The organism is Paenibacillus xerothermodurans, from assembly GCF_002220865.2.
Taxonomy (GTDB): domain Bacteria; phylum Bacillota; class Bacilli; order Paenibacillales; family NBRC-103111; genus Paenibacillus_S; species Paenibacillus_S xerothermodurans.
Map to the genome: position 1 here is coordinate 193,080 of NZ_NHRJ02000005.1, position 18,023 is coordinate 211,102.

12 protein-coding genes and 1 riboswitch are annotated in these 18,023 nt (G+C 55.3%); of the genes, 2 read left to right on the forward strand and 10 right to left on the reverse strand.

Features of this window, described 5'->3' with window-relative positions; genetic code table 11:
• Positions 1–22: 22 nt before the first annotated feature.
• From CBW46_RS11790 to CBW46_RS11810, 5 genes are all read right to left on the reverse strand, one after another.
• Entirely contained in the window at positions 23–1,018 is a 996-nt protein-coding gene (locus tag CBW46_RS11790; protein WP_089200198.1) for a molybdopterin-binding protein, read from the reverse strand.
• Positions 1,008–1,508, reverse strand: a complete 501-nt coding sequence (gene mog, locus CBW46_RS11795; protein WP_089200199.1) for a molybdopterin adenylyltransferase — start codon at positions 1,506–1,508, stop codon at positions 1,008–1,010. Before mog ends, CBW46_RS11790 begins: the two co-directional genes overlap by 11 nt.
• A gap of 39 nt (positions 1,509–1,547) precedes the next feature.
• Positions 1,548–2,042: a cyclic pyranopterin monophosphate synthase MoaC gene (gene moaC, locus CBW46_RS11800; RefSeq protein ID WP_089200200.1), complete on the reverse strand. Its 495-nt coding sequence runs from the start codon at positions 2,040–2,042 to the stop codon at positions 1,548–1,550.
• A gap of 79 nt (positions 2,043–2,121) precedes the next feature.
• On the reverse strand, positions 2,122–2,748 hold the full coding sequence (locus CBW46_RS11805; RefSeq protein WP_089200201.1) for a 5-formyltetrahydrofolate cyclo-ligase: 627 nt from the start codon (positions 2,746–2,748) through the stop codon (positions 2,122–2,124).
• A gap of 395 nt (positions 2,749–3,143) precedes the next feature.
• Positions 3,144–3,992 carry an endonuclease/exonuclease/phosphatase family protein gene (locus tag CBW46_RS11810; RefSeq protein ID WP_089200202.1) on the reverse strand — a complete coding sequence of 283 codons (849 nt, stop codon included), beginning with the start codon at positions 3,990–3,992 and terminating at the stop codon, positions 3,144–3,146.
• 249 nt (positions 3,993–4,241) lie between these two features.
• Between CBW46_RS11810 and CBW46_RS11815 the strand changes: the two genes are divergently transcribed.
• Entirely contained in the window at positions 4,242–6,203 is a 1,962-nt protein-coding gene (locus CBW46_RS11815; protein WP_089200203.1) for an ABC-F family ATP-binding cassette domain-containing protein, read from the forward strand.
• A gap of 176 nt (positions 6,204–6,379) precedes the next feature.
• On the opposite strand, the gene CBW46_RS11820 is transcribed toward CBW46_RS11815, so the two are convergent.
• Complete coding sequence (locus CBW46_RS11820; protein WP_089200204.1) at positions 6,380–8,803, reverse strand: hypothetical protein; 2,424 nt, start codon at positions 8,801–8,803, stop codon at positions 6,380–6,382.
• A 490-nt stretch (positions 8,804–9,293) separates the two neighbouring features.
• Here CBW46_RS11820 and CBW46_RS21295 point away from each other — a divergent pair, with 490 nt between their 5' ends.
• Complete coding sequence (locus tag CBW46_RS21295; protein ID WP_165842275.1) at positions 9,294–9,527, forward strand: hypothetical protein; 234 nt, start codon at positions 9,294–9,296, stop codon at positions 9,525–9,527.
• Positions 9,528–9,969: 442 nt separating this feature from the next.
• On the opposite strand, the gene CBW46_RS11835 is transcribed toward CBW46_RS21295, so the two are convergent.
• The 4 genes from CBW46_RS11835 to CBW46_RS11850 all read right to left on the reverse strand — a co-directional run bounded on the left by CBW46_RS11835 (position 9,970) and on the right by CBW46_RS11850 (position 18,020).
• Positions 9,970–11,364, reverse strand: coding sequence for an NCS2 family permease (locus CBW46_RS11835; protein WP_089200206.1), 1,395 nt, complete (start codon positions 11,362–11,364; stop codon positions 9,970–9,972).
• Positions 11,365–11,521: 157 nt separating this feature from the next.
• A riboswitch (purine riboswitch) is annotated at positions 11,522–11,622 on the reverse strand.
• A 96-nt stretch (positions 11,623–11,718) separates the two neighbouring features.
• Complete coding sequence (gene guaA, locus CBW46_RS11840) at positions 11,719–13,257, reverse strand: glutamine-hydrolyzing GMP synthase (RefSeq protein WP_089200207.1); 1,539 nt, start codon at positions 13,255–13,257, stop codon at positions 11,719–11,721.
• A gap of 277 nt (positions 13,258–13,534) precedes the next feature.
• On the reverse strand, positions 13,535–16,828 hold the full coding sequence (locus tag CBW46_RS21785) for a transglutaminase domain-containing protein (protein ID WP_243633279.1): 3,294 nt from the start codon (positions 16,826–16,828) through the stop codon (positions 13,535–13,537).
• The gene (locus tag CBW46_RS11850) at positions 16,809–18,020 is read right to left on the reverse strand and encodes a DUF58 domain-containing protein (protein WP_111361069.1); all 1,212 of its coding nucleotides are present in this window, start codon (positions 18,018–18,020) and stop codon (positions 16,809–16,811) included. Before CBW46_RS11850 ends, CBW46_RS21785 begins: the two co-directional genes overlap by 20 nt.
• Positions 18,021–18,023: the final 3 nt, after the last annotated feature.

The following is an 18,023-nucleotide window of genomic DNA, read 5'->3' on the forward strand; positions in this document are numbered from 1 at the left end:
TCTCTCACGGTTCCGGCCTAGGCTAACAATTGTGCAGCCCGCCGTAGCCCATGGACGTAATATCCTCGCGCACGATAACTTCCCCGGCACATATGCGCGGCAGCAGCACGTCAAACGAGGTGTGAGGGTCGTGCATGACACAGCCGGGCAGACCCATGATCGGTATTTCACCCAAGTAACCGATCAACAGCATGGAGCCGGGCAGCATTGGCGTCCCGTAGCTCACGATGCGTGCTCCGGCCTGCTTAATGGCGCCGGGCGTACGGTCGTCCGGGTCAACGGACATGCCGCCGGTGACCAAGATCAAGTCCGCCTTTCGCTCCTCCAAAAAATAACGGATTTCAGTGACGATCTTGTCGCTCTCATCCGGTGCCAGCCGCTGTTCAATCACTTCAGAGCCTAGCGCCGCGACTTTGTCCCGCACCACCGGGCCGAATTTATCCTGTATCCGCCCTTTGTACACTTCGCTCCCAGTTGTAATTAAGCCGACACGCAGAGCACGAAACGGCTTGACCTCGACCAGCGGGACCTCAGCGAGCCGTTCTACTTGAGCAACCTTGCTCTCCTCGACCAGCAGCGGAATTACACGCGTTCCAGTCAGCAGCTGCCCAGGCTTCACTACGGTATTCGTTAGAATAGTAGACACCACAACCTGATCGATGGCGTTCGCCGCGTCGACCAGTGTTTTGTCGATTTTCGCCAATCCATGTATGGTTGACTTCAGCGATATCTTGCCTTCGTGCGGTTCCGTTAACGCAACATTAGCGCCCGCAGCGGCACGTGCCAAGTGCAGCGCAGCCTCATCCTCATGCAGCCAGCCCTCTTGCAAATCAATAACATAGATGTGTTCTTTGCCAATGCTCAACAGCGCGGGGATGTCCTCCTTGCGAATGACATGGCCTTTGGAAAACAAGCGGCCTTTGAAGCTGCCTGGCAGGATCTGCGTAAAATCATGAGCCAGCACCAAGCCTACCGCATCCTCCACCTTTACCTCACGCAGCATCGATTCAAGCTTCATAGCTGTGATCTCCTTCGCGGCCGGTTAAAATACCGAGAGCGTGAGGGAGCTGATCCATGATCGCCCCTAAATTTTCAGACACGCCCTTAGGGCTGCCGGGCAGATTAATAATAAGCGTGCTGCCGCGAATGCCCGATACCGCACGGGATAGCATTGCTTTGGGTGTTTTTTGCATAGATATCATTCGCATCGCCTCAGCAAAGCCGGGAGCTGCACGGTCAATGACACTCAGCGTCGCCTCAGGGGTAACATCCCGCGGCGCGAGGCCCGTACCACCGGTGGTCAGAATTAAATCAACTTTGAAATAGTCAGTCATCTCAATGAGGGCGGCCATGATCTCGTCTTTTTCGTCCGGTACGACCCGGTATTCGATGATTTCGCCGTTGATTTCCTCTTCTATCAGCTCCCGAATGACTTGGGCGCTCGTATCCTCCCGTTCTCCCCGGGATCCTCGGTCGCTTGCGGTCAAAATCGCCACTTTCCAACGCATAAGCTTACTCCTCTCCATGGGTCCATGTTTATGATTAAATCAATTATCAATTTCGTTTCTATGAAAGTCGCCGCTTTTACCGCCGGACTTTCTCAGAAGCTGGGTGGGACCGATTTCCATCGTTTTTTCCGCCGCTTTGCACATGTCATACACCGTAAGAGCCGCAGCCGAAACGGCGGTAAGAGCCTCCATTTCGACACCGGTCAAGCCCTTGGTCTTGACCGTCGCTTCTATGTAAAGTTCATTGTGCTCATTGTCGGAAAAACGAACGTCCACACCGGTTAAAGCCAGCGGATGGCACATCGGAATCCAATCTGATGTTTTCTTGGCGGCCATGATGGCTGCCACCTGCGATACCGCGAGCACATCGCCTTTGCCTATCTTGCCTTGCTTAATCAATTGCAATGTGGAAGGAAGCATCGTGATGGTCGTGCGTGCCGTCGCAGTACGGCTCGTTTCTTGTTTCTCCGAGATATCCACCATGCGGGCACGTCCTTGTTCATTGAAATGTGTCAACGGGGTTGAATCTGACATCTGAGCGCTCCTCTCTGGATTTGATAATGGCGAAAAATAAGGTAAGGCGGCAAGCGAAAATGTTTGGGGTAACAATGACCTACTTGACAATCTTGGCCGCGCGGATCGTTCTTTCCTCAGTGATCAACTCGTCCAGCCGAAAATCGAACAAGCCCATCGGGACCTCCTTGATCACCTGCAGATCGAAGGCACCCGCAATCATGTAAGGCTTCGGATATCTGTTGCGGATAAACTGCTGCATGAAACGGTCGTAATAACCGCCCCCGTAGCCAAGCCGGCCAAGCCGAACGTCAAAAGCCAAACCAGGCACCAGCACAGCGTCGATTTGCTTTATGTCCAAAAGTTGAGGCGCATCGGACACAGGCTCCAAAATCCCCCACGTGCCCGGTTCGAAATCCGCATGTGAACGTACCTCGAACAGCTTAAGCCGCTGCTCCGGCTGGACTTTGGGAATCAAGACGCGATACTGTTTACTCCAGCAGGCTTCCATCACCGGCGTGATATCAATTTCAGACTTAATAGGCATGTAAGTGAAAAGAGTCGGTCTGCGTCCCGATTTTGCACGAGACTCCAGAACCTCGCTTATTCTATGGATCAGCAGGTGGTTGATCCGTTTGGTTTTAATAAACCGCTCATCAGGCGGTAAAGCTTTCCGTTTGGCCTCCGCCCTCCGACGAAGCTCTATTTTCAGTTCTTTGATATTCATTGGTACAGCCTCTCTTTGATGGGGTCGTGAGCATAATTTAACATCATGTACTACCGTACAGGAAATTGCGGCAAATCCATTGCAGGAAAAAGTTATCCCATAATGCATGTATTTCCTTAGTTTAACACAAAAACCGCTCAAATAACGAGTACAAAGTACTATGATGGAGCATAACCTTCTCAGGTGCCCGCCAAATGCTGCGACAAACCAGCGCGAAAAGCTGTATTTCCAGAGTCTGGCACGACAAGGATGTGTGAGACAAGCTGTGTGACAAACGATTATACCGTCCGGGCCGCACGGCCAAGCCGGTCACGGCAAAGCATGACAGCGGGGCGCGACACCGCTGATTGTTGACCTCCCGATCAATGCGCCGACTGCTCGAGCCCCTTGCAACCCTACGCCGCCTCAGAAAAGCTCTTCGCATATACCACCGGAAGATGGTCTGAAGCCCGGGTCCACACCGCCCGCGCAGAGTCGTCGTTAGGAAAGCTGGTCCAAATATGATCGATCTCCCCGCCACTGTGCAGCGTTTTGCCGGGTTCCACGAGAGGCACTTTATGAAGGAACGCTAGTGACTCTTGCATCAGCGGGTCATCAGCGGACATATTGAAATCCCCCATCAGCACGAGAGGCGTGCCGATAGATCGCAGTATTTCGTGCAAAATAGGCATCTGCAGCGCGCGTTCATCTGCCGACACACCCAAATGGGTAGTGGCAAGTGTGACCGGCCTGCCGTCGATGTTCGTCCTCGCTGTCAGAAGAACGCGCTGTTCTTTCTCCCCAGGCAGCGGATACGTATGCACATCATGCATAGGATAACGGCTGAGAAGCGCCACTCCGTACTCAGAAAAGCCCTGTTTCAGCGCTGGTGCAAAACTGTAGTGCATATCCAACTTGTTCGCCAAATATCGGGCTTGATCGTGCAGTCCGCTGCGCCACTGGTAACGGTCGACCTCCTGCAGTGCGACAAAGTCCGCGCCCTCCCGCCCAATTTGATCACGGATCGCGTCCAACCGGACTTGCAGGTCCATTCCTTTTGCATGGCGAATGTTAAAAGTCATAAAGGTATGCTTGCCCGCGGGTGCAGACCCGGATATATGTGAAGCAGACGATTCAGCGGCGGCAGACCTACGATAGGTTAAGAACAGGGAGGCGGCGATCAGCGCAACGATCAGAACCAGCAGTACGCTTTCGCCTAACCCCGGCCCCATGACAGGAAACCCGGTGGAAACATTCAACTGCATCTTCTCCGCCCCCTTTCATCATATTTTTACACAAAATAAAAGAGCACATCAGTGCCCGGACAACGGTAAGGTTATAAATCAAGCATACGACAAACCGGTCTGCATTGTATACAAGGAATGGATGGGAACGCGCGAACAAGGCCGGTGCTGAAAAATAGTATGGAACATGGTACACTTATTAATAGAAAAGATGCTGCTAGCTTGCTAGGCTGGCGCGTCTCCAATTGCACAAAGTTTGGGAGGATCAACATGCTTTTGCAGGCATCAGGAATTACAAAAAGTTACGGGATCAATACCGTACTTTCAAATATAACGTTACAAATCGAACCGCGGGAGCGCATTGGTCTGGTCGGCGTAAACGGCGCAGGCAAATCCACGCTTCTGCAAATTATCGCAGGCGAGATGTCTTACGATTCCGGGGACATTTTCAAAGCGAAGGAAACGAGAATCGGCTACCTGAAGCAAAACAGCGGCCTGTTTACCGATCGGTCAATCTGGGATGAAATGCGCACGGTGTTCGCACATCTGGAGGAGGCGGAGCAGGAGCTGCGCAAGCTCGAGACCATGATGTCGGATCCGGAGGTGCTCGCTGATGCGAAGCTGACGGAGGATACGATGAAACGGTATGCCAGCCGGTCCGAATGGTTCAAAGAGCAGGGCGGATATGAAAAGGATGCCCGCATTCGCGGAGTGCTGCATGGGATGGGCTTTGGCGACTTCGCACCGGATACACCTGTCAACACGTTGAGCGGCGGTCAAAAAACGCGGCTCGCACTCGCCAAAATGCTGCTGCAGGAGCCCGACTTGCTGCTTCTAGATGAACCTACCAACCACCTGGATATACCGACGCTGACCTGGCTGGAAGGCTATCTGCGCTCTTACCCCGGGGCGATTCTGGTTGTGTCGCACGATAGGTATTTCCTCGACTCTCTGGTGGACGCGATCTATGAGATCGAAAGAACAAGCTCGAAACGGTACACAGGAAATTATTCTAAATTCATTGAAACGAAGCAAGCCGAATACGAAAGCCAGCTTAAACAATTTGAGAAGCAGCAGGATCACATCGCCAAAATGGAAGAATTCGTCCAGCGCAATCTGGTGCGCGCCTCCACCACCAAGCGGGCCCAAAGCCGCCGCAAAGCGTTGGAAAAAATGGAACGTATCGAGAAGCCGCTCGGCGACTTAAAGCGTGCACATTTTTCGTTTGAAGTAGAGCAAATGTCAGGTAAAGAGGTGCTGTCGGTGAGCGATGTCGCAGTGTCTTATGATGGCCGCAGTCCTCTGGTGCGGGATGTGAATTTCCAGCTGCGCCGCGGGGACACCGCCGCCTTAATCGGACCGAACGGGATCGGCAAGTCAACCCTGCTGAAAACAATGGTAGGCGAACGCAAGCCCGACACAGGATCTATACAATGGGGCGCCAACGTCCGGATCGGCTATTATGATCAAGAACAGACCGGTCTCAATGAGAAAAACACAGTGCTGGACGAAGTTTGGAATGCGTTTCCGCATATCGAGGAGGCGCGGATTCGAACCGTGCTTGGCAGCTTTTTGTTCAGCGGAGAGGACGTGTTCAAGAAGATCGGATCGCTGAGCGGCGGCGAGAAAGCTCGCGTATCCCTCGCAAAGCTGATGCTGGAAAAAGCAAACGTGCTCATTCTCGACGAGCCGACCAACCACCTCGATCTGTACAGCAAGGAAGTGCTCGAATCCGCTCTTATCGATTATGAAGGTACGCTGTTATTTATTTCGCATGACCGGTATTTTCTGAACAAAATGGCGGAGTCCATGCTCGAGCTAACACGGGAAGGCGTGACCGCCTACTTAGGCAACTACGACGACTATACGGAGAAAAAGCAGGAGCTCGCCGAAATCGAGCGGCAGCGTGTGGCGGGCACGCCGGGGGCGAAAAGCAAAGCGATCGTCGACGCCGCGGCGGACACCGCGGTGAAAGCCGCCGCACCGGCCGAGGCCGGCTACGAAGCCAATAAGCAGGCGAAACGCGAGGAACGGGCGCGTCTGCGCAAGCTGGAGCAGCTCGAGCAGGACATCGCCCGGCTGGAAGCCGAAGTAGCTGCCATTGAGTCGGAGCTGGCGGAGCCTGAGGTGTACAACGACTATGTCCTGGTGCAACAAAAAAACGAAGCCATGGAATCGAAACGAAAGAAGCTCGCAGCTTACTATGATCAGTGGGAACAGTTGGCTGAGTAGGCAGATGTGGGATACGCTCGGGTATACAGGCTACAGGTTTGAAACAAAAGCTGCGCGAGCACGATATGTGATTGAAACTGGCGAATAAAACGTCTCAAGACACAAACCGCACACGCCGTCCGTGTCAATCTGGACTACATTTTTATAGGTGAAAGTAAAGGAAGGCGCCTCGATGTTTAGGCGCCTTCTAGTTTGAGCAGCAGCAGAGGGACGCTGCTGTATATAATCATCGTTGCAGCGGCGACGATGCCGGAATCATTGAGCAGCAGCGCCTCGATGGTGCCGATCACGTTGGCCGCGCAGCCGTACATCAAGAACGGGTAGCGCCTCTGCCAACGGCGGAACACCCCGCGCGGCCGCAGCACTAACGCCGCCATTACCGCAAGGCCGGTGAGCAGCACCTTGCTCCAGGCCGAGACCCCGATCAGGTGCCAGTTCATCTGCAGCTTGCGCCCGATGATGGCACCGATCGTGTCGAGCCGCCCCTGGTGCAGCGCCTCGAAAGCACGGCCGATATGGCTCTGCTGCCCATCGGCCATAGCTCCTGTGGCTGCGCCTGCGTTCAGCAGCCACAAGCCAGCGAGCGCTGCGCACATCAGCAGCGCGAGGGCGGGCGCAGCGCGCAGCCAGCTGCGCCCGCCGGCCAGGCGCGCCAGCAGCGCGCCGAAGCCCGCCGCCGCGGCCAGCGCTCCGCCGGCGTTAGTGCCGAGCGCCGGCGAGGCCAGGTAGCCGGCGATGAGCGTGCCTGCCGCGGCAGCGGGCAGCGCAGCTAGCGCAGGCGCCGGTGCTGACGTGCCGGGAGCAGTGAACGGGCCCCCGGGCCCGTGCACTGCGCGGCGCGGCCGGCGCCGGAGGCGCAGCGCCTGCTGCAGCGCCGTCAGGCCGAGCAGCGCGGCGCCGAGCAGCACGCCCATATATTCATTGCCGATGCCGTAATACCTCGCGCCGATCATCGGGTCATAGCCGAGCACGGACCACTGCATCCCCCTTGCCCCGCCAAACCCGTCGTACAGAATAAGCGCGCTGATGAACAGGCCTATGCCGGCAAGGCAATGCACGTAGCCCCCAGTAATGCGTTGAGCGGCCGCAGCCAACACCGCACTAACAGCCACCACAGATCCGATGGCCGCCGTCACGTGCAGCCACCCCGGTTCATTCGGCATGCGCCCCAGTGCAAGCAATCCCGCAGGAGCGAGCAGCAGTGAAAACAACACACATCTCCACAGCACACGCCCTCTCTTTCGGAGCCTTTGGTCACCGAAGAGCCCCACCGCTGCCAACGCACCGATCATTGCAGCAATTTCATACACAGCCAGACCGATCAGCAGCGGCGGTCTCATGAGATACACGCTCTGCATCCGCCGCACATCATGCAAGAGCTGTGTGAGCGCGCCGGCACATGGCTCAGCCTGCATCGGCAGGCCAAGCATGTCGGAGTGCTCGACAATGCCATAGGCCGCCAATAGGGAGGGCGCGAAGTCAATGCTGGATACCACACCCGCCCGCCGGGTGGTGGCCGACGTGAGCAGCGCCTCTGGTGCTCCCGGGCGGTAGTTCATTGCCGGTGCCAACAGCGCTTTTGCCTTGGCCGCATCCGGATTCACTTGTGGACTAATCAGCCATAACTCCTGCTGCTCCTCCGTGCCCGCTGTGTGCTCGGCCTTGATATCGTTGATCACCGTGCCAATAAAATGGTCAATCTCACTCACTACATCGTTTTTCGCCTGCCGGAACGCTTGCTCTGAATACGATGCTCGCTCCGCATACAGCCGGTGCAAATCCCCCAGCTCCAGCAGCGTCACCGCAGACCCCTTTTCTACTCGCCAAAGCTCCAGCAGACGCGAGTAGTTGGTGCGTAAACCAGACGGCCCCGACACGTCACGCAGCAGAATGCTGCCGCTCACATCGCCATGTGGCACACGCCCGGCTGTGTCGGTCAGCATCAACGGGGCGTATCTGCGATAACTCCTTCCGAATTCCGCCTTACGCAGAGACCGGCTGGATTTCAGTAAATCCAGGTTGCCCCACACGCTAACGCGGACACCACTCGCGGCCAACTGTTCACCAAGCATGCCCGGCTGAGCGCGGTAGCTGCCGATTTCATTTTTTCGCTTGAGCAGCGCCATTCGCGGTATAACGATTCCACCCGGCCGGTCCGTCCCCACGCTCTCGCCTGTGAACCGTACAAAACGGCACAGCGCAGTCTCACTACCGACCATTTCATCCGCCTGTAACCCTTGTATGCCGGTTGAACTGTAAGCAAAATGGCCCGCACCAAACGAAGTATAAACATCTTCTATACCTCTGCCCGGCGTCCGTACGTTCATAGCGCCCCATGCGGCGTCGCGCCGGATTTCAGCCAAATGCGGCATTGCTTCAGCCAGCGGGGGCTCGCCGCCCACAGCGCCCAGTTCAAGAAAAGATAAACCGGGCACAGATATAATGGTCACTTTCTTTCTCACAGCATTTGGTATTGTTTTCTGCGCCTGCTGCTCCTGAGGCAGGGTGACCGCAGCCTCAACGGTGCTGGCGGTATGCTGTGCTAAGACAACACTTGTCCACACGATGACAGAGACCGCTATGGTATTTAGCTTACCCACGTGTTACACCCGCCTTTTGCTCATTCGTAAGATCGCGCCGCCCATGCTTGTCCGAACCGTTGATATCGGCCGGTGATGAGCCGGGTTATCCCTCACAGAGTCCACCCAAACACCACCACATTAGCCAAAAATATAGCGTTTGCTGTTTACGATGCCACAAGGGACAGCGAGTTATCCACCCTGTGCATAGCTGCAGTTGTGTGACTGGTCACTATCCACAGGGTTGTCCACATCCTAACGGACTGATTTTTTGTTGAAATATCCCCACTTCTTCGTTAATCCACAGACTTATGCACATTATCCACAGATAGGTGTGAAAAATATATCCACGTTTCATAAAAAAACATGGGCAAGAATTTGTGGGCTGCAAAGCCACTTTTGGCGTTTATACACATAATACACAGGGGCTGTGGATAACTATTGTCCACAGCCCCTTGTGTTTCCTTATTATTAAACAACGTACATGATGTGTCGCGAAATTCCCCATCAGATGTCGCTCATAATAACCAACTCGGTGCCCGAGTATACCGTCTCCACACCCGCCGCGATTCATGATTGTGCAGGACGCCATCCTGCTTCCCGCGGTGCCTGTGAGCACCTGTACATGGCGCAGGGGGTACGGCTGCAGCTCAGTGTTAACCGTCTTGCCCACAAGCTGCATCAGCTGATGGTCGTGCACTACTTTTTGCTCATCCGCGAGTTCTTTGAATTGCACGTAGAGTGATTCCATCTGTTCATCCGTCAGTTCCAGGCCGAATTGGTTCACACGTCATTGTCAATTCCTCCTCTTTTTTGTTCTGCACCAGAAAAAATGCATTCTTGGAATGAAAAAAAGGCCGCCGTCTCTATTCTAGAGACGACAGGCCTTCGGCTGCCGTGGTGCCCTTCTGATTGACCCCTTCGCGCAGGAGTCCACTTACCGTGCAAATCAAAGTAGTTTACAGCGAGGCTAATGATCCGCCCCAGTCCACTGTTCACTGCACTCCCCATTAACGTGGGGGGTCCTCCGTTGCCGCCTACATACCGTTGTTCCGGTCTCAGCCGCACCGCTCCCTCAAAGTCAATGCCATTTTTCTGAAAATTGCAATTTTACTCCAATAAAAAGCCGGAACGTTCTAATAACAACGCCGGGGCTCGTCCGCCTCATGACTATGCAGCTCGTCGCATCACTCTGTTCCGATCATTGTGTAGCGCAGCACGATCAGCGCGGCCAATATCCACATCAACCAATGCACCTTATGCTCCCCTCGTCCGCTTAGCCGGGCAACAGTCGCCAAAATGACATACATCACAATACCGAACGAGATGCCGTTGGCGATATTGTAAGTGAAAGGCATAATCACGATCATAAAGAAAGCCGGAATAGCAACTACCAGATCCTGAAAATCAATTTCTTTTACCGATTGCATCATCAGAACACCGACAATAATCAAAGCCGCGGCCGTCGCCGGTCCTGGCACCAGTGCCGCAATCGGAGCTAGAAACAGCGCCAACAAAAAGCAAACTCCGGTCGTTACGGCGGTAAGGCCGGTTCTTCCGCCTTGGGCGACGCCCGCAGCACTCTCCACAAAAGCGGTAACCGTACTGGTACCTACTAGAGCCCCCCCACTCACCGCTACTGCGTCAACCATCATCGCCTTACCGACTTTTTTGTGGCCCTCTTGTTTGTTTTTCATAAAGCCGGCACGATTCGCGGTTCCTACCAACGTGCCAAAAGTGTCGAACAGCTCAACGAACGTGAACGTCAAAATAACCGTGATAATTCCTGCATTCAACAGACCTTCAAAGTCAAACTCCGCAAAAGCCAGCTCGGTTAAGTCCGGTACCCAAGTCGTGTCGGGATCTGTCAGAACACCCAAATTGACTTGTCCCATAAGATAGCCGACAACTGTCGTCAGCAAAATCCCGAACAAAATCGCGCCGCGCACCTGCAGTACCATCATGATCGAAATCAACACAATTCCAACGATGCACAAAACCACACTAGGATCCGTCAAACTGCCCATATGCAGCACAGTTTCAAATGAGAGCATATTAGTGAATGTGTGCGCCGGGATGTCCTCCGACGGCTCCACAGCTATTGTCATTATTCCGCTATTTTTGACACCGATGATAGTGATAAACAGACCTATTCCCACCGTTATCGCATGCTTCAAGCTGTCCGGCACGGCGACCAACAGCATTTGGCGGACTTTCGTCACTGTCAACACAATAAAAATCAAGCCCGAAATAAACACTGCGGCAAGACCCATCTGATACGTGAACTGTCCTTCAGACGAAAGAATGACGGTTGCAAAATACGCGTTCAAGCCCATGCCCGGCGCGAGAGCCACCGGAAAATTCACAAACAGCCCCATCGCAATGGTCATCACGCCTGCGGCAATAGCGGTCGCCAGAAATACGGATTCCCAATCCATACCTGTCGCACCAGTGCCAAAACTGCTCAGAATGTTCGGGTTTACCGCTAAAATGTAAGCCATGGTCATGAACGTCGTTAAACCCGCCATGATTTCCGTACGAACTGTGGTGCCGTTTTCCTTTAGCCTAAAAAATCGATCCATTCCCCAGATCCCCCCTCTACATGGTTTTGGAACAACGAAAAGGCTCAGCATGACCATGCTGAGCCGCAAGCAAAGGCAGGCGAAACGACATTATGCACCACGCAAGCACAAGCCCAGCTATAGTCTGAGTCTATGCAAGATGGTGCGAAAACACGTCTTACCGCTTTTGTTTGTTCGTAGCCAGATCATTTACGGTGATCTCGTAGAAACTTCCGGGCCGATTCCCGAAATTATACGAAACTGTTATTCCCTTATTAGATATCACTTATTCTAAGAGCCTTGACGAATCTTGTCAATTACTATTTTCCGAACATTAAATACATAAATTTCCCATTTTGTTCGTATATTATCCGGTTATTCCCACTCAATGGTTGCCGGTGGTTTCGACGTAATGTCATACACGACCCGGTTCACATTGTCCACTTCATTCACGATACGCACGGAGATCTTCTCCAGCACGTCCCACGGAATACGCGCCCAGTCGGCGGTCATGCCGTCGATCGACGTCACTGCGCGAACGCCCACGGTATACGAGTAGGTGCGGGCGTCACCCATGACGCCTACGCTTTTCATGTTAGGCAGAGCTGTGAAGTACTGCCAAATTTCGCGATCAAGGCCGGCCTTCGCGATTTCATCGCGCAGGATGGCGTCGGATTCCCGTACAATCGTCAATTTCTCCTCCGTGACTTCGCCTAACACACGAATGGCAAGTCCAGGTCCCGGGAATGGCTGACGCCACACAATAGCTGCCGGCAGACCGCACTCTTCACCGACTTTGCGGACCTCATCCTTGAACAGTGCTTTCAACGGCTCAACGAGTTGGAATTTCATATCCTCGGGAAGACCGCCGACATTGTGGTGCGACTTGATCGTATGCGCAGTCGCCGTACCGCTCTCCACGATATCGGTGTACAAAGTTCCTTGTGCCAAGAACGTGAAATCATCGAACCGTGCCGACTCTTCTTCAAATACACGAATGAATTCCGTTCCGATAATCTTCCGTTTTTGCTCAGGATCGTCCACTCCGGCCAGTTTGCCCAGAAACCGGTCGCGAGCGTCGATTTTTACGACTTTCATGTCGAATTTGCCTACGAAGGTCTCCATCACACTTTCCGCTTCGCCCTTGCGCAGAAGCCCGTGATCGATAAACATACAGGTCAATTGATTCCCGATGGCTTTGTGCAGCAAGATGGCCACGACCGAAGAATCAACGCCGCCGCTCAGCGCGCATAGCACTTTTTTGTCCCCTACCTGATTGCGAATGTCACGAACGGTATCCTCTATGAAGCTCTCCATCGTCCATTGGCCCTCGCAGCTGCAAACCTTGTACAAGAAATTATGGATCATTTCATTGCCATACACAGAATGGCGCACTTCGGGATGGAACTGGACCGCGAACATATTTTTTTCCGGATGGCTCATGGCCGCGACTGGCGCATGCTCGGTGCTGGCGTCCACGACAAAGCCTGCGGGAAGCCCAACGACATGGTCGCCATGGCTCATCCACACGGTTTGCTGTTGACCGAGGCCATGCACCAGTTGGCAGTGCTCGGCGAAATCCACATCCGCCTTGCCGTATTCCCGTTTGGAGGCCTTTTCCACTTTGCCTTGCAGCTGGTGGGCCATTAGTTGCATGCCGTAGCAGATGCCCAAGATGGGGATACCCAAATCGTATATAGCGGGATCTACGTGAGGCGAATCTTCCCCGTATACACTGGCAGGTCCGCCTGAGAAAACGATACCTTTCGGCTGCAGCTCTTTCAATTTCTCCGCTGACGTATTGAACGGGAGCAGCTCGCTGTACACGCCTAAATCACGAATCCGGCGGGCGATGAGCTGATTGTATTGTCCGCCAAAATCCAACACGACGATGAGTTCGTTCGGCTTGTCCATAATGTCCTCCTAGTTATTTATTTATTCAAGTGGGGTTATGATGTTCGCCCATGTGAATTATCTATTCTTCGTGCTCCGGCTAAGCACTTGGTACCTGCAAAAAGGCGGATCTACTGCGCTTGAAACCAACGCTCTGCTAAATCAATAGACAATATTATAAGCTTACGCAGCGGAAAGGGCAATGGCGGAGTCGAAAACGCACGAATCCCAGGCCGGAGAGGTCTGGGATCTTCGTGCGGATATAGAGGGATCGCCTGCCGCGACTTTGAATCCGATGTCACGCATCACGCGATAGTATTGTTGACTGCCGAAGCTCGCGCCAGCAGTCTTGTAATTGACGTTTTGTGACGCGCTTGCCGCCCTGCTCATAGCGCACCGTCTCGATCAACCTGACGAATTGGACTAGCGCGTGGCGCTGCCGGTCGCTGGAGGATGGACGGGATACAGCATACTCCCGCAGGGTTTGGGCTGGGTGAGCTGGACCGAACCGGCGCTGCACCTTGCGCCACAAACGCTCGGACAACAGCACGGCTGACCGTTCCCGCATACCGGTTAAGATGGCCGGCAGTTGTAACCGCGCAGCTTGTGCCGAGTGTTTATCCGGCTTCGGATGACGGCGCAAAACTTTTTTGCACAAGTGGACAAAGAGCAGAATAGCAGCCGCCGCGATACATAGGGATGGGACTGTCCATTGCTTCATCCACATCACAGTTCTGCGGATCATAACTGCGGCATCTGCTGCAAGGGTAAACAAACGGTCGGTCAGCCGCCGCAGTGTGGTCCTAAGCTGATCGACGGCCGGCAAATATTTCATAAAGCCTTCCTCGTGAAAAACAGCGGAGGTGTGTCCGTCTGGGCTTCCGAGGGATGGTGCTCCCACCGGCAAGCCATTGATCAGCATTGGTCCATCCCCCGCTAACCCCGCTCCGCTCACACCTGCTGTAGGATCAAACGGCACCCAGCCAACCGAAGGAAAATACACCTCCACCCACGAGTGTGCGTCCTTGTTACGCACTTGCACACTGTACAGGTGTGCGGGAGCATCAGCGCTGCCGCTGACTACGCCATCCTCGGAACTACTTGCGGCGGCTCCGCCTGTTGCCGCGGCTACTTTTGAGCTGATGGCGGCTGAGGCACCCGCGTCGACATCCACTGATGCTGATGGCTGCGTATACGCTGCCGTTTGCCAAGAGGCGGACGGCTTCGTTTCCACCGATGCTTCCGTGGCTGCTGACGGTGCCACTGATGCTGACGCTTCCGCGAGTGCCACAGGTACATCTGCTGATGATGCTCCAGTGGCTGCTGCCGATGCGTCTGGTGTTGATGCTTCCGTGGCTGCTACCGATGCGTCTGATGATAATGCTTCCGAGAGTGCCACAGGTGTATCTGGTGCTGATGGTGGCGAATAGGTTAACGCGTCCTGAGCTTCAGCGGTTTCGGCGTGCAGCGCTTGCTTCCCAACAACCGTGCCAGGCGAGAATCCTTTCACCCAGCGCGCAGGCAGTCCGGCAGATCGGAGCAGCACAACCATGGCGGTGGAGAAGTGGTCACAGTACCCGCTCTTTTGTTCGAAGAGAAAGCGGTCCGCAAAGTCTTCACCGTCCGCGGTAGGCCTCGTTTCGGTTAAGCTGTATGTGAAGTTTTGACGCAAGTAACTTTCTACTGCTTTCGCTTTCTCGTAGGGCAATTCGTAGTTGCTTGTTAGGTTTTCAGCCAACTGCTTCACACGCAGCGGGAGGCGATCAGGCAGCTGCAGGTAAGCATCCGCAATGTCCGACGGCAGCTTATAATCGCCCATAGATAATTGGGATAAATGCGCTGCTGCATCCCCATGCCAGGCCATCACTTGTACCTTGTATGAAGCGAGCGGATCGGACTGCGCCGGAAGGAAATAGCGATCGGACTGCGGACTCCGCCAGATCCATTCAGGTGAAATCACCTTTGCCTCGGTGGAAACTAAGCTATCGACATGTAATAAATCTCCTCCTACGAACAGCTGATGAGCGAGCTTCGGACTGCGGACTTGAATTTCCTGGATTACCCGAGTTTTTGTTGTCGCTGTACTTGGGTCGCTCGGTTGTTCTACCTGTTCGGCAAATTCGAAGCCCGCTGTGTTCTGGATGGGCGTGGCGTCCGATTGGGACCAGCCCGTACCTGTGTAGATGCTTTTTGATTCGCCGCGCCAATAAGTCACATGTGTTGTTTGAGCTGTGAACGCAATCGTATCATCCGATGTCTGCGGATAGCCCAGATGAGTGTCGTCCTGACCGTACCCCGTGACCGACGCTGACGCTGTCGGGCCGCTGCCGGCGTTGAACAGTTTAGGCCAATCCGATAGTGGCAAGCGGTCCTCCCAGTCGGCCAGAAAGCCGGACCAGTGAACAGCTTTCCCCTTTGCGGCATGCATCTGAGCGCCAAACCAAGCTGTGCCCAAGCATAATCCCGCCAACACCAAGCTGACTCCTACGCTCGAAGACGCTCTAGATAGGCGATCGTGGGTAGTACCTCCGTGCGAGCCAAGTATGGTGGAATCGTCAGAGCTGTGTCCGGAGCCGGAGCTGTGCTTGTTGTCCAAGCTGCCACGGTGTAGCGGTGTAATACCCGGCGCTGTCCCACACCTTTTCCAGTGCAGCGAACGATCAGCGTACAGTAGGCCCTGCAGCACTAGTCCGACCGCCGCAGTACTTATCAGCGCAAACGACATGTCTATGTTAAACATGAGCTGAAGCAGTACAAGATAACCCAACGTCATCAACACGAACCAGCCTATGGACTGCCGCTCTGAGGCGAACGAGTGCAGCACCCATATGAAGAATGACCAGCCGGACAAAAACATAGCCGTCCTGGTGCTGGGTTCCAAAGCGGCGAAGTCCGCGTCTATGATATCCATGACATCTATGGATAGTTCATTCAGCCATCCGCCCCACCATTCGCCGGAGGGCAGCCAGCTGCCGCTATGAAGTGCACCGGTGACGGTTGCGATAATTGCCAACTTCAGCAGCCAGCCTAATCCTCCGGGCACACGCAGCACATCAATGAGCAGAAATAGCCCGAACGTAATCAGAAAAGGCATGATTGTATGCACTTGCGTCACATCGGACAGCTGTTGCAGGGGCAAGAGCCATTCGCGTAACAGCCAAAAAAGCAACATCGCAGACCAGAGTCGTATCCCCCACGACTGCTCTGCGATGTCGGCAGCTCCGCGGTACCAATGTGAGGACGACGAGGTACCTTGAGGCTGTGGCGCGCTCAGGGACTGCATCGGCGGTACGATGCCTGCAGGCTGTGGCACGTGTCGTGACTGCTTGCCCGGTACATTCTCAGACTGTGGCACGCTCAGGGACTCCATCGGCGGTACGATGCCTGTAGGCTGTGGCACGCGTCGTGACTGCTTGCCCGGTACAGTGCTCTCAGGTTCTGCCGCACTCCGGGACTGATTCCCCGCCACAGTGTTCTCAGGCTCTGGCACGCTCAGGGACTCCATCGGCGGTGCTGTACCTTGCGGCAGTTGCGCTCTGCGGGAATGCGCTGGCGACCGGTTAGCCTCCGGCCTAGGCTTGCGACCGGGCATCGCGCTCACCCCCTTCGGCAGCGTATGCTCTGCCCGCTGGCACCGCCGTAAAACGGCAGCCAGCGGCCTCAGCCTGCTGCCGCCAATGCTGCACGGTGCCAGGCTGATCGCCCGCGCCGTGGATGCAAACCAAGTGCACGGCGCGCCCGCGCAGCCGGCACAGCAGGCGGAGCAGCTGCGCATCCGGCCGAGCCGTGACGACGGCGACCCCTGCCCCCGGGCCCAATTGCAGCGTCTCCCGCTGCACCCATGCCGCCAGGGGGCGATCGCCATCGCACGGCAGCAGCGCCAGCAGCTGCAGCAGCGCTGGGAGGCGCTCGTGCCCGCGCGCCTCCAAAGCACGCCCTTGCCGGTCACCGGCGGCAAGGCGCACGCTCAGGCCAAGCTCCAGCCCGCGCTTGGCCAACCCCGCCGCGGCCTCAATGGCCGACTCGAACGCCTCAGCGTTCGAACGGCCCCCGGCCGCGTCAATGCAGATGAGCAGCCGGTCGGAGCCGGGCTGCTCTGACTCTTTCGCGCGCAGCGCACCCGTGCGCGCGGTGCTGCGCCAGTGGATCCGGTTCAGCGGATCCCCCGGCGCATAGGGCCGCGTCCCGTATACGAACGGGGACGCGGCTTGCCGCTGCAGCGGCTGGCGGCTGAAGCGCGTGGCATCGTCTCCCGCGCCGTCTGCCGACACCGGCACAGGCAGCGGCCTCGGAAGCACCAGCAGCTCGTGCTCTCCTGCTGCCATTCGCCTGCTTCGACGCAGCAGTCCGAACCCGTCGCTTATGGTGACCTGCACCGTTTCTAGCCGATATAACCCCCGCGGCAGTCCCGGCAAAGTCAGCGCCACACTAACACTCCGTGATGACACAGGCCGACAAATCTCCCGCAGCAGAATCCATTCACCTGTGCCAATATGCCTCCACGCCTCCTCGATCGCAAGGTAGCTGGATGATATAATCGGTCTGCGAAATTGCATCTGCAGTTCTATGCGCGTTGCCTCTCCAGCCGCGCAGCGCTTGTGATTCAGACGGCGGCGCACGATCACTCCCCGAAGCACGCCAACATGTATGAGGCATAAATACGCCAGTACAATGGTTGCTCCATACACACAAAGCCAGGCGGCACGGCCTCCTAATTGAACAGCCCAATAGACTGCTGCCGAGGCGCATCCTAACAAAACCAGCAAAGTGAATGAATTACGCAAAAA